The 13,414-nt window shown below is 67.3% G+C and carries 9 protein-coding genes and 1 pseudogene; 8 read left to right on the top strand and 2 right to left on the bottom strand.

All coding sequences use genetic code 11. The features are described 5' to 3' along the window. Positions 1-1,431 precede the first annotated feature (1,431 nt). Both IEY95_RS33505 and IEY95_RS33500 read left to right on the top strand, forming a co-directional pair. Positions 1,432-1,767, top strand: coding sequence for a Pepco domain-containing protein (locus tag IEY95_RS33505; protein ID WP_189189928.1), 336 nt, complete (start codon positions 1,432-1,434; stop codon positions 1,765-1,767). A 9-nt stretch (positions 1,768-1,776) separates the two neighbouring features. Further along, on the top strand, positions 1,777-4,734 hold the full coding sequence (locus tag IEY95_RS33500; RefSeq protein WP_229703541.1) for an Hsp70 family protein: 2,958 nt from the start codon (positions 1,777-1,779) through the stop codon (positions 4,732-4,734). 1,107 nt (positions 4,735-5,841) lie between these two features. Here the strand turns inward: IEY95_RS33500 and IEY95_RS33495 are convergent. Beyond that, positions 5,842-6,981 carry a PucR family transcriptional regulator gene (locus IEY95_RS33495; RefSeq protein ID WP_189189926.1) on the bottom strand — a complete coding sequence of 380 codons (1,140 nt, stop codon included), beginning with the start codon at positions 6,979-6,981 and terminating at the stop codon, positions 5,842-5,844. Between the two features lie 87 nt (positions 6,982-7,068). Between IEY95_RS33495 and IEY95_RS33490 the strand changes: the two genes are divergently transcribed. The 6 genes and pseudogenes from IEY95_RS33490 to IEY95_RS33470 all read left to right on the top strand — a co-directional run bounded on the left by IEY95_RS33490 (position 7,069) and on the right by IEY95_RS33470 (position 12,480). Continuing rightward, a complete protein-coding gene (locus tag IEY95_RS33490) occupies positions 7,069-8,124 on the top strand; it encodes a ferredoxin reductase (protein WP_189189925.1) in 1,056 nt (351 codons plus the stop codon). Between the two features lie 7 nt (positions 8,125-8,131). Next, complete coding sequence (locus IEY95_RS33485; RefSeq protein ID WP_189189924.1) at positions 8,132-9,250, top strand: fatty acid desaturase family protein; 1,119 nt, start codon at positions 8,132-8,134, stop codon at positions 9,248-9,250. Between the two features lie 129 nt (positions 9,251-9,379). Then, positions 9,380-9,724: pseudogene (locus tag IEY95_RS49525) on the top strand (IS110 family transposase); the annotation flags it as partial. 232 nt (positions 9,725-9,956) lie between these two features. After that, positions 9,957-10,157, top strand: a complete 201-nt coding sequence (locus IEY95_RS49520; RefSeq protein ID WP_229703543.1) for a hypothetical protein — start codon at positions 9,957-9,959, stop codon at positions 10,155-10,157. A 517-nt stretch (positions 10,158-10,674) separates the two neighbouring features. Further along, a complete protein-coding gene (locus tag IEY95_RS33475) occupies positions 10,675-11,727 on the top strand; it encodes a helicase associated domain-containing protein (protein ID WP_308429368.1) in 1,053 nt (350 codons plus the stop codon). A 108-nt stretch (positions 11,728-11,835) separates the two neighbouring features. Further along, positions 11,836-12,480 (top strand): DUF6082 family protein, encoded by a 645-nt coding sequence (locus IEY95_RS33470; RefSeq protein WP_189189922.1) that lies wholly within the window; start codon positions 11,836-11,838, stop codon positions 12,478-12,480. Between the two features lie 139 nt (positions 12,481-12,619). Here IEY95_RS33470 and IEY95_RS33465 read toward each other — a convergent pair whose 3' ends face one another. Next, the gene (locus IEY95_RS33465; protein ID WP_189189921.1) at positions 12,620-12,814 is read right to left on the bottom strand and encodes a hypothetical protein; all 195 of its coding nucleotides are present in this window, start codon (positions 12,812-12,814) and stop codon (positions 12,620-12,622) included. Positions 12,815-13,414: the final 600 nt, after the last annotated feature.

The raw sequence follows: 13,414 nt of genomic DNA, 5'->3' as shown, positions 1-13,414 counted from the left end.
GCGCGGGGAGATGCTGTCGCACTCCTGGATCCCGATCGTCGATTCGACCGCTTGATCGACCGCCGGTCGCTGCTTGAGGCAGTGGGCCGCAGCGCGGCCGAAGCGTAAATTTCTATCTTCTTGACGCCACCCATCTGGACCAGGGCCGCTGCGTCGGCAAGGGAGACGGTCTGGTGCGTGTTGCCGGCGATGAGCATGCCGGTAAGAGCGTCGGGATCCAACAGACCTCTGTGGTGTCCCGGTTGTCATCTTCGCGCCAGGCATCGACATCGGCACTGCCCGCCAGCACGGTTCGAAGCTGCGGAACACGGTCAACCGCCTGTTCCAGGTTGGCAGCCAGCAGATGCCCTCGCCAGGGCTCGTCATCGGCCACTGCGTGTGTTCGCTCTCGATTACAGTCAGTCATCGAGATGGTCAGCATTCGGCGTGCTGGAGTATTGCTCGCCGCCAGCAGCAGCGGTAGTCCAGCCGCGTAGCCGTACGGCGGGGACCATCCCCGCCGTACGGGGAGCAGGTGAGTGACTGCTGCCGGAGCTCGGCGCGGAGACCATCCCCGCGCGCGCGGGGATGGTCCCTGCGCCCGCGCCGTCATGTTCGCCGCGCTGCTCTTCTGCTCCCCGCGCCCGCGGGGATGGCCCCTTCGTGATCGACATGGTGTACACGCACGGCGGGAATTCCGCTTGCGGAATTCAATTCCCGTGCCTGCGCGGGAATTTGGCGGAGCGCCAGCGGAGCAGGCCAAAGCACCCAGCCCCGCGCAGCGGGGCGACCTCCCTCCGCACGCGGACCGTCAGGCCCGGGCGCGCCGTCCCAGGGCGGCCGTCAGGCCGGGTGCCGGAGCCGGCAGGGCTCCAGGCCGCGCCCCGACCCCGGGGCCCCCATCCGACTACACCCGCCCCCATCCCTCACTCACCCTCCAACCAGCGCGCAAGAAGTGGCAGCTAAGGGGGTGTCAGACCCCCAACCAAGCTCGAAAACCGTGGTTGACCTGAGGAAACGTTGCCCCTCCCTGAAGGGCTCGCGCAAGAGATGTTGCAAGAGATGCCGCAGGAGTAGCCGCAAGAGAAGGCGCAAGAGATGTTGCGGGATTCGGCGTTTCGGGAACTTGACCGCGATGCCGTCGTTCTTGGCCCGCATGATGAAGTCGGCGACGGCGAGGAAGTAGTCCAGGAACCGTGCACGGCACCGCCAACACGTCGTCTGGCGCCAGCAGCTGACAGACCTCGGCCTGTTCGACTGAGGAGGCCGGTCCAGGCGGGCTGTGCCGCATGCTGCTGATTGGCTTCAAGCGCGATCTCACTGATGTGACAAGGCGTCTGCAGCGGTCACCACAGACCTTCGCCGGGGCCGATTCTCTCTTTTCCCTGGGCGGCAGCCGGGTTTTGCTGCGATCACGGGACCCCAGGACCTCCGATCCAGCACACTTTAGGGATGAGCAGCGAACAACCGGGCACGGGGGTGCCGGTGGTCACGGTCGACTACGGTGTCGATGATGGTGAGAAGTCCGTCTTCTCCCGCACCCGGGCGGCGGTCACCCACGTCACCCGGATCAGCTCCGACATCCTCGCGCAGAACGTCGCCGACCTGTGCCAGTACGTCGGCGGGGTCTTCGACCGGGCGTCTACCGCCTCGGACACCCTCGAACTGACCGGTCTCGAGGTTCACGTCCAGGTCACGGGCAAGGGCGAGGTGCGGCTCGTGGGTGCCACGTCCGCCGAAGTCAACGGCGGGATGAAGCTCATCTTCCAGCGCAAGCAGGGGGGCTGAGTCTTGAATGTGGCGGTGGCCGTCGGCTGCTCCCACTACGAGGACGAGGACATCGCGGATCTGCGGTTCGCCCATCTCGACGCGATGCGGATGAGGGACATGTTCATCAACTCGATGGACATCTCGGACGAGGCCGTCTTCACCTTCGCCGACGGCCTCCCGGGCGCGGGCCCGACCAAGCACAACGTGATCCGCACCCTGTCCAAGCTGGCCAAACACGCCGCGGCTCCGATCGACCGGCTGTTCTTCTTCTTCAGCGGACACGGCTTCCACTCGACGTCGGACGGTGACGACTACCTGATAACGAGTGAGTCGCTCACCGACGCCCTGGAGGACACCAGTCTCAACTTCGTCTTCCTCGTGAGGATGTTGCGTGCGACCGGCGCCCAGCATGTGGTGCTGCTGCTGGACGCCTGCCGTACCCCGGTTGCCGGCGGCAAGTCGCTCTTCGCGGCTGCGGAGAAGGTCGACGTCGAGCGACTCTGCCCGCCCGGCATGGTCTCGTTCTGCTCGTGCGGACCGGGCACGAGTTCCTACGAGAGTGAGCAGCTGAAGTCGGGCATCTTCACCGAGGCGCTGTACAACGCCTTCGGCGACGAAGGCCGCTGCGTCACGGTCGAGCACCTCGACGGTTATCTGACGGCGCATGTGCCCCGGCTCGCGCGGCAGTACGAGAAGCCGGTTCAGGAGCCCTACTCGCGGGTCGAACCTGCCGCGCTTGTCGGCCTGGAGATCGTCTCGCTCCGCAAGCGCAACGAGTGGCGTGCGTCGGCAGGCGTGGGCGAGGAGCTGCGGCAGCGCTCGGTGATCCGTATCAACAGCGCGAAGATTTCCGAGCGGGCACCTTTTGCCATCGATTTTGGAACCACCAACTCCGTTATCGCGGTGGCCGACGACGACTCGAGGGTTCACTTCGTTCCGGCCGGGGACGGCCGGCGGCTCGTGCCCTCCGTCATCACCTTCGTGCCGGATCTCGACTATCTGGTCGGCTCCCGCGCGGTCGATCTCGAGCGGTTCTCCGCCGGCCGTACTGTACGGGCGATCAAGCGGCACCTCGGTACCGAGTACGCCGTCCCCGTGGACGGCAAGGAGTTGTCGGCCGAGCTGCTGTCGTCGCTCGTGATCAGGAGCCTGCGCAGCAACGCCGAGGATGCGCTGGGCAAGCTGCCGCGGGAGGCGATGATCGCCTACCCGGCCAACTTCAGCATCAGACAGGCCAACAGCCTGCTGCACGCGTTCGAGCTGGCGGGGCTGAGGGCGCGGCGGATGGTGGGCGAGCCCAACATCGCCTGTGTACTGCTGCACCTGGACCGGCCGGACTGGGAGGGCAACGTCCTCGTCGTTGATCTCGGCGGTGGCACGCTCGACGTGGCAGTCGCCGAGGTCGGCGACCAGGTTCACGAGATCAAGTCGGTCTACGGCGACAACCACCTCGGCGGCTTGGACTTCGACGTCGTTCTTGCCGGTGTATTTCGGGAGCGGCTGCGCGCCTGGAACAACGCCGTGACGTTCGACGCGGGTCTGGAGGCGCAGATCCTCCATGAGGCCGAGCGGGCCAAACAGTTGCTGACCGAGCAGGAGTCGGCCCAGGTCGTCATCCGGGACGTCGAGGTCGGGGCGCAGGTGCTATCCCACCACTTCACCGTCGAGCGGGCCGAATTCCGTGAAGTCTGCGCGGAGTTGACCGAGCGGTTCGCTGAGGTGGTGCGGGCGGCCATCGACGACGCGTATCTGGACGATCCCATCGACGTCGTCCTGCTCAGCGGGCAGGGCGGAAAGATCTTCACCGTACGGGAGTGTCTCGAAGAGATCCTGGACGACGTGGAGTTCGTCGCCACGTACCAGGACCTTGCCGTAGCCCACGGCCTGGCGTTGTACTCCTCGCTGCTCTCGGGCGCGTCGGCGGCCCGAGAGGGAGCGGTGCCGCTGCTGCTGGACCTGAGCCACCGGGGAATCGGTATCCGCTGCTCATACGCCGGCACTGCCGACGACAGCGGCTTGCGGTACAAGAAGGGTCCTAGCGAGAACGTCTTTCCCGAGTTTCCCGAAGTGCTGGACGAGCGGTACAGGAAGGCTCCTGACGAGAACGCCTTCCCCGTCGTGCTGATCGAGCGGCTCACGACGATCCCCACAATGCGCAGCGAGTACTTCACCTTCGTGGGAAGCCCGGGCGCCGATGTCGTCCTGCCCGTCGTCGAGAAGTCGAAGACGTCGCACGAGGACGTCGAGATCGGGGTCATCTCCTTCCCCGTGGAACAAGCGGAGGTGGATATCGAGCTGACCGTGGAGATCGACGCCAACAGCGCGATGCTGCTGCAGGTGGCCGACAGGACGAACCATACTTACCGCCGCTACCAGCTCAACCAGTACTACCGCGATCCGAACTGGGTCTATCACAACTCAATCGACCTGCTGCTGGACGGCTGGACGCTGTACGACATCGAGCGGATCGACCCCGCCTTCCGTACCTCGCGCGCGGATGGCGACAAAGTGCCCATGACCCTGGACAGCCTCGACATCCGGGCGGAGATCGCCCAGTTGAGGAAGAACCTCGACCTCGACATCGCGGCCCGCCAGGCGAGCGGCGTCTATGCGGCGGGCATCAACGACGCCCAGTCCACGGTCCTGCGCCGTGTCGCCCGGCTCCTGTTCGCCCTCGGCCGGAAGGCGGAGGGCGCCGACGCGCTCGCGGAATCCGTGCACGCCCTGCTCACCTGGCCCGGCCCAAACGTGCCCTGGTCGGACGTCGCCGAGCGGATCGAACTGGCTCGGCACGAGCTGACGGGCGATCCCGCGCTGGCGACGGTCCGGAACGCCCTGGCCGCCGTCCTGACCCGGCACGAGACCATCCCCGAGACCGCTTCGGAGGGCGTCCCGAAGGCGTTCCGGGCGCTGCGTGCCATAGGCGCGAAGACCGAGGCCCGACATCTCGCCCGGCTCTACGAGGGAGACGTGGAGGGCGCGTAGCCGGTCGGCCTCGGCCGAGCCCGGCGCCTCGCGGCTCAGAAGCCCTTTCAGGTAGCCCATTCCTGCGCTCACATTGAGACGACATAGTCACCGCCGCAGCGGGAACAGGGCCGGGTCGGCGAGGCCTACCAGGAAGGTGGTGGCAAGTCGGGGCGGCATACCTCGCAGGCGCCAAGCCGGGTCTGGACGTCGCTGCGCGGGACGGAATCGACGTCGTGGACATCCTGCCCTTTCCATCGAGCGTACCGTTGCCCGTCTTTGAGGCCCTCGCAGCTCGGTGTGCGGTGGTAAACACTTCCTCCCTTGGTGACGTACACCCTCCGAGGCAGATCCGACTGGGCTGAACGGCAGTGGTCGCACTGAGAAGAGGGAAGGAGCATGACTTCGCAGAAGTCGTTAACCATGACTCATATTCTAATGCGCCACTCTCCTCGTGACCACGCCATATCAGTCAATCAACGACGTGAACTGCCTTTGCATCAGCAGCTTCTGAAAAGGCGACAGATCGAAGGATCAGGGCTTCAGGGCCGACTCACCACACAGCCTAAAAAGAGGCGTGGCATGCCGGTCATCCGGCACAGGCAACACCAGGTGGACGCGAATGCGCGTATCCGCACATGGGTGGGATTCCCTGCAAGAGCATCCGTGCCCGCTCAGGGGCTTGGGGGCACGGTCGTGTCCGCGACCGGTTCCGGGAAGACGATCACCGCCGCTTCGGCGACCCTGGAGAACTTCCCGGACGGCGGCAGCCCGCCGCGCGCCCGTGGGTCAGCTCGTGCCAGGACAGCGCCCTCCACGACGACATGAAAGCCGTTTTCCAGGGCATAGCGGCCCAGATCACCGACCAGATGCTAAATGAGCGCGTCGACGAGCGGGCCGGTGCGCATCGTCCACCGGATCCAGTCGAGCCGTATCCGCCACCGCGCTTCTCAGAGACAGCGCCCCCGACGGGCTTCCCGAGGCCTTGTCTGTTCTTCACATCAACCCCCGGTCTCAGCTGGCTAATACCGCTCTTCCCCGGGCCGCATGAGCCAGCTGATGGCACCGAGAACGAGGCACGATTCCTGGACCGCTCGCGGACGCAGTCGTGGACGGTCGAAGTACGCGTCAGCTGACCCGAAGACCGACCGCCAGCGTCAGTTCAAGGACCCGGTGTGGCGATGCGAGATCCGGAAACAGCTCCCGCAGCTGCGACATCCGGTACCGGACCGTCTGGGGATGGACGAACAACGCCGCCGCCACCTCGTCCCGCCTGCCCTGGTGCAGCAGCCACTCCCGCAACGTCTCCTCCAGCCGCCGTGCGGTCGCGACAGGCAAGGTCCGCAACGGTGCGAGGGCTCGGGCACGCAGGTCTGCGAACGCGTCCACGTCGGCGCTCAGCACCAGCTCGGGCAGGTGGTCCTCGGTGTCGCGAATATCAGAGGAGAGGGAGCGCGCGCGTACGGCTCGTGCGTACGAGGCGGACGCACGAGTCCATGGCCGGGCCGGGCCGACCACGGCGGTGCGGTCGGTTAGCTGCCGCAAGAGATGTGATCGGTCGGCATCGGGGACGAGCAGCACACCGGTGGCGTCCGGCAGATCGTCGAGGACGAGGGTGCTCGGGTCGAGCGCGCGGTAGGCAGGCCGGGCCTGGGCGGCGGGCAGCAGAACCGCGGTCAGCGAAACCGGAGGCTGCCACCCGGCCCGTTGAACAGAGGCCAGCAGCACGTCCGGGCTCGCGCCGGCGAGGAGGTCGCGGGCCAGGTGTTCCAAGAGGCGCTCGTGGGCCCTGCCCCGGGCGGCCAGTTCGTCGGCGTGGCCCGCCGCGCTCGCGGCGGAGAGCTCGTCGATGTAGGCGAAGGTCAGCTCGGCGAACTTGGCGACCTCGGCGGCGGGCAGACCTGCGGGTACGGCACCCGCTGCCAGGCATCGCCAGGCCACGCGGGCGCCGACGCGGTAGGCGCTGAGTAGGGCGTCCATCGAACGGCCGTCGCGCACCTCGCCGCGGCCCAGCTCGTAGGCTGCGTCACCGGCGTCGCCGCCTGTGGCGTTCCCGCTCGCGAGGTCCAGGTAGTGCCCCAGGGCGGTGCGGACGGCTCGGCGGATGGTGCCGCCCATGCGGCCCGAAAGGGCGTTGGCGTAGGGAGGGACCTCGTCGATGATCGCCTGGACGACCTCGTCGGCGGTGCTCTTCAGCGCGGCCCGAAGTGCGGTGACCGTCGTCTCATCCAGGGCCAGTTCGCTGGCCCTCCGGATTGCATGGCTCACGTTTTTGTTCCCTGCGAACAATTCAGCCGACCAGATTTACGTCCTGCGGTCAGGACTTTACGCCTTGAGGCGCAGCAAGCTGGAGTCATGACGAGTGCAGCCCTCCGCAGCAGGGCGTGGAAACTGCTGGAGATGGTCACGACGCCGCTGTTGCCGTCGGACTACCTCGACCTGGTCAGCCCGCTGCGTGCGGGCGCTGACCTGCGTGGGCGCATCGAGGCCGTGCACCCCGAGACGGGTGACGCCGCGACTATCGTGATCAGGCCGGGACGGGGCTGGCGCGGCCACACAGCCGGTCAGTACGTGCGGATCGGGGTCGACGTCGACGGGGTGCGCCTGTGGCGTGCCTACTCCATCACCTCGCCGACAAACCGCCAGGACGGCCGCGTCACGATCACCGTGAAGGCGATCCCGGACGGCAAGGTCAGCAACCACCTGGTCTGCAGGGCGAAACCGGGCACGCTGATCCAGCTCGACCAGCCGACCGGTGACTTCGTGCTGCCGCAGGCCAAGCCCGCCAAGGTGCTCTACCTGACGGCCGGCAGCGGCATCACGCCCGTGATGGGCATGCTGCGCGACATCGAGTTCGACGACGTCGTCATGGTCCACTGCGCGCCACAGCCGCAAGACGTGATCTTCCGCAACGAACTGCACGACCTGGTCGCGGACAAGAAGCTGCGGCTCACCGAGGTGCACACCGACACAGACGGCATGCTCGATATCGCCCGTCTCGACGAACTCGTGCCCGACTGGGCCGAGCGCGAGACCTGGGCTTGCGGGCCCGCGGGCCTGCTCGACGCCGCCGAAGAGCACTGGACCGAGCACGGCGTACAAGAGCGCCTGCACACCGAACGCTTCCGCCCCAGCATCGTCGTCGCCGGCGACGGCGGCGAGGTCACGTTCAGCGCCACCGGCAAGACCGTCGACGCGGACGGCGCCACGCCGTTGCTGGACATCGGCGAGGAGGCCGGCGTGCTCATGCCCTCCGGGTGCCGCATGGGCATCTGCTTCGGCTGCATCACGCCGCTCAAGGCGGGCGCCGTCCGCGACCTGCGCACCGGCGAGATCACCGAGGCCGAGCCGGGCGTCCTCATCCAGACCTGCGTGTCCGCCGCGGCGGGCCCCTGCGACATCGAACGGTAGGAGCACCTTGACCGCCATCGACCCCACCGCCCACCTGACCGCGGAGCAGATCGAGGAGCTTGGCCGAGAGCTGGATGCGGTCCGCGACGAGGTGATCGCCAGCCGCGGCGAGAAGGACGCCACCTACATCCGCAAGGTCATCTCGGCGCAGCGCAAGCTCGAGCTGGTCAGCAGGGGCGTGCTGCTGTTCTCGATCTTCCCGCCCGCGTGGCTGATCGGCACCGCCGGGCTGTCCGTGGCGAAGATCATGGACAACATGGAGATCGGCCACAACGTCCTGCACGGCCAGTGGGACTGGATGCGGGACCCGAAGATCCACTCCACCACCTGGGAATGGGATCACGTCTCGCCGTCCGACCAGTGGAAGCACTCGCACAACGAGCTGCACCACACGTACACCAACGTGATCGGCAAGGACAACGACCTCGGCTACGGCATCATGCGCGTCGACGAGGACCAGAGGTGGCACCCGTTCCACCTCGGCCAGCCGCTGTGGAACTTCATCAACGCCTGCTTCTTCGAGTACGGCATCGCAGCGTACGACCTGGAGCTCGGCAAGAACCTGCACAAGCGCCGCCGCAAGAACCCGGAGTTCCGCGCGCGGGCCAAGGCCGTGGGCCGCAAGATCCGCAAGCAGGTGCTCAAGGACTACGTGATCCACCCGCTGCTGTCGGGCCCGTCGTTCCTCCCCACGCTCGCCGCCACGTTCACCGCGAACCTGGTCCGCAACATCTGGTCCCACTCGGTGATCATGTGCGGGCACTTCCCCGAGGGCGTGCAGGTCTTCGAGCGCCGGTCGATCAAGGGCGAGACACGCGGCCAGTGGTACCTGCGCCAGATGATGGGCTCGGCGAACATCAGCGGCAGCAGGGCCATGCACTTCATGACCGGCAACCTGTCGCACCAGATCGAGCACCACCTGTTCCCGGACCTGCCGAGCAACCGGTACGCCGAGGTCGCGGTGAAGGTGCGCGCGCTGTTCGAAAAGTACGAGCTGGAGTACGTCACCGGGCCGCTGCCCAAGCAGGTGTTCTCCGCGTGGCGCAAGGTCTTCCGGCTCTCGCTGCCGAACAAGAAGCCCAAGGTCAAGACGCCGGACCGCGAGCAGGAGCTCGTCGCGGCCTGATTCCCGGTATTGGTTCAGATCTTTCGGCCGTACCGGCGGCACCGCCGGGTTCGGTGAGATCCGTTGCGGACGGTGGGCGGCCGCGACATCAGACCGTACGACACGGGATCCGGGCAGCCCGGTGTCCGGCTGCGCTGCCTGGACGTGCGCCAGGTCCTCGGTGTTGATACCCATAAGGACGTGCACGTCGCCGCTGTGCTCACCGTGCTGGGTGCCCTGTTGGCCACAAGGTCTTTCCCCGCAACTCTGGCCGGGTATCGCGATCTGCTGGCCTGGACTCGCTCCTTCGGCATCGTTCATCGAGCCGGGGTGGAGGGCACAGGATCATACGGAATATCGCTGTGCCGATACCTGCTTGCCGAAGGCGTGCAGGTAACCGAGGTTAACCGGCCAGACCGTGCCGCCCGGCGGCAGCGTGGGAAGACCGATGTCATCGACGCAGAAGCGACAGCTCGGGCGGTGCGCCGCGCTCGGCGGCCATCTCCTCCAGGACCGCCAGCAGGTGCGGCAGGCTTCGCGGACGGTCAGGAGCGTTTGCTGCGGGCGCTGGTCGAGCATGCGTTCACAAGCGGTTTCGGTTGGCTCCGCAGCAGGCCAGGACAGGCTCCCAGCGGCGGCATCGGTGTTCTGTGCATGGAGTCGTCCGGGGCGGCGGACGGTGAGGCGCCCACCCTGTGCCGCTCTGCAGTGCACGGTCGCGGACCTGATGACGGCGGAGCCGGTCGCGGCCGAGCAGACCGAAGATCTGGTGCGCCCCGAAGCGCTGGCCGACGAGGTCGTAGTGGGTCTCGGCGAGGAAGAGGACGCGCGGTGGCGTTGGGTGGCGGCCCCAGCGGATGCCGAGTTGCGCAACCTCATCGCGCCCCTGAGCAGTCGCTCTTCCGCGCGCTCAAACGCGAGAAGCTGATCTTCCGCGATCCCACCCGTTCCATCCCACGCTACTGGAAGCCCTGGGCCGGGCACCTATCTCAACGGCACCGCCACCCCGGAAGAGATCGCATCGGCCGAGCGCACAGCCACCGATCTGGAAACAGTCCTGCCGCAGACGCAGTCCTCCCCCGGCCGGACGCAGGCAGAGGAGCCCAGCTGAGACAGGGGGCGCAGCGCTGGTCCCGGTCGTTCGTCCAGGCCAGGCACTCCCGGGACCCGCAGGGTGCGGATGCTCGTACTGAGGGCCCGCCGCTTCCAGCCGCGCTCGCGGATGTGGGCGACGACCTCTGCAGGCCAAACGCCGCAACGCCGTCCAGACCTCGCGTGCCGCCCGCCCCGTCTCCCCGCATCTCGCGCTGCCCGGGCAGCTCCTCGCCCACGGCATCGGGACAAAAACCGCCTCATAACAGAGGGCCGCCCCTGAACCACGCCAAACGTGCCCATCACTTCACCACCACTAGATAAAGGGCCTGAGAGCACATGACGAAGAGGCCGTGGAACTGCTGGCCGTGCCCCAGGACAGCCCGGCCCGTACAAAGCCCTTCACCTACATCGGTGATGCGCCCCAGGAAGGCGAGGAAGAAGCACGCCTGCTGCTGCGATTCGCTGCCCCCAGGGATCCGGTCATGGTCGCCGAGTGGGTCAGCTTCAACGTCATCGACACCGAACGCCAAGACTGGGCCCGCGGCTACGCCGCGCTGCGCCGGTTCGTCGAGCGCGAGCACCACGCACGCGTGCCCTACGACCACAGGGAAGCCCCCGGTCCGTACCCCCTCGGACAGTGGGTCTCAGAACAGCGCCGCGCCTACGGGGCCGGACAGTTGAACGGGAAACGGGCCGAGCGGCTGGAACAGCTCGGCATGGCGTGGGACGCCTCGGACGCGCAATTCCAGGAAAACCTCGCGGCCGCGCGCGTCTACTACGAGCAGCACTGGACGCTGTGCGCCCCGCGGACAGCCACCGCGCTGGACCGGCCGATGGGACAGTGGTTGTCCAACCTCCGCCGCGCCGGGATGCTGGAGGGGCACCCGGAGCGGGCGGCCGCGCTCGCGGCGATCGACCCCGACTGGAACCCCGCCTGGCCAGCCGACTGGCAGCGGCACTACGCCGCCGTGCGCGAGCTGCTGCGTGACGAAGAAGGCCAGGCAGAGCCGACGGAGATCCTGCCCGGCGTCACTGTCCACGGCATGGACATCGGCAAGTGGCTCGCACGGCAACGCCAACACACCGCCTGGCAGGGACTGAAGGCAGGACAACGCCAACGCCTCCAGCAGCTCGGCATCGTGCCCCTGCCCCCGGAGCAGGAGCCGCCCGCCAAGGCCCCCAAGGCGGCCCCTGGAGCCTTCGAGCGCGGCCTGCAAGCCCTGCAGCAGTACAAGGCCCGCACCGGCTCTGTGACCGTCCCACGGGGGCACATCGAACGGCTCGAAGACGGCACCGACATCCGGCTCGGAGTCTGGCTCACCAACACCAAAACCAGGCGCGCCAAACTCAACGACGAGCAGCGGCAAGCCCTCGCCCAACTCGGGTGCGGGTGGGCAGCCTGAGGCGCCCCGCTTCTCGTCAGGTCCTGCCGGGCAGGTTGGCTCGAGTCATCTTGCCGTTCCCCTGAGCACTCGGGACGATGCGAGTCTGCCACGCATCTGGGGGACGCCATGGGCGCTGCGCGCACGCGTTGGAAAGGCTGGATCGCTGGTTGGTCTCTGCTCGGTTTCGGCTTGATCGCACTGGTCGTAGCGACTCCGTTCTTGCTGCGCCATGCGACTCCGAGTCGCTCAGACTGGACGGAGCTCGCCAGCATCAGCCAGGCCTATGCCGCCATCTCGATTCCCTTCTCAGGCGTCGCACTCATCGGTGTTGTCGCATCCCTTGCCTACCAAGCCCGACAGGTCCATAACGATCGAGAGGATGCCCAGCTCGCTGCGCATCGAGAATTGACGATGCGATTACTTGAAGACCCCGACCTGCTCGTGTGTTGGGGGCCTCCGCCTCGACCCATCTCGGCAATACGAGCCAAACAACACGCCTACGTAAACCTCATCGTCAGCTTCTGGCATGCCGACTTCATCGTTGGTCGCCTCACCGATGCAGTCTTGCAGGGCGCGGCTACGCATCTCTTCCAAGGAGAGATCGGCCGCGAATTTTGGGAGATGCAGGGCGAGAACTGGAAGAACACGGCAGCCACACGAGGCCGTCGGAGCTCTCGATTCGTAGAACTGGTGCAAGAGGGATTCGTCCAGGCACAGGCAGCGGGGCCGCCGATTCCGGCGTCTCTGTTCTACGTGTCAGGTTCCACATGACGGAAGATCCATCCGGCAGAGTGTGCGGATCACCAACACCGAAACCCGCAGGGCGAAGCTGACGTCCGAGCAGCCCGCGCAGCTGTCGGAGCTGGGCTGGACTGGGCATAAGGCCAGCTCGGTCGTCGGCCGTGACGGGCTATGGGCGGAGCGCTGCGGAGACTCGGACGAGACGGTGGGGCGGGGGAGCGAACGGATTGGCAGGGTTGCGGTAGGAGTAGCGGCCGTCATCGGTGCGGGTGCCGTCGGAGTCGATCGTCCAGCGGGCGGGGCGGCCGGGCTGCCCCTGCTCGGCAAGGAGAGCGCCGGCCAGGCGGTGGGGGTCGTTCACCATGGTCCGAGCGGCCAGCGCGACCGCGAGACGGAGGCGGCGGTGTCGGGCAGGCCCTCGGTCTCCCAGAGCCGACAGCAGGAGCAGCAAGCGGGCATCAGGGGCGTCGCTGCTGCCACCGGGCATGCCGCTTCGGGCTGCGGCGGCCAGTCCAGGCCAGGACAGGACAGGGCTGGGCAGGGCAGGGCTGGGCAGGGCAGGAAGCGCCGATGTCACCCACAATCCAAGATCGATTCGCGCGCGGCGATCCGCCGTTGTGCTTGTGCAGGCCTGTCGCACGGGGGCCCGTTGCGCAGGGATGAACCCGGGGCCGTAGCCACAGTGGCCTGCTCGGGTGAGGGACGCTGAGCAACGGCGAGTCGGCGCCCCCCGCGGCGGCTGACATCGCTCACGGTTTCCTCCGAGGCTGAAGCCCGCTGGATCGGCCAGGAAGGAGACACCATGGGCCCGCCCCGGTGGAGACGAAACACGGCGCACCTGCTGACCGCGGTCTCGGCCAGTCTCCTGGTCGTGGTCGTTGTTTCCTGGAATCGGCTAGTCGGCCCGGCCGTCCGCATCCAGATCGTCCCGCTCGTCCTCGTGATCGCTGCCGCGGCCTGTGCC

It is taken from the genome of Streptomyces albiflavescens, from assembly GCF_014645835.1.
Classification (GTDB): Bacteria; Actinomycetota; Actinomycetes; order Streptomycetales; family Streptomycetaceae; genus Streptomyces; species Streptomyces albiflavescens.
The sequence above is the reverse complement of the archived record's forward strand: the minus strand, read 5'-3'. Positions and strand labels throughout refer to the sequence as shown.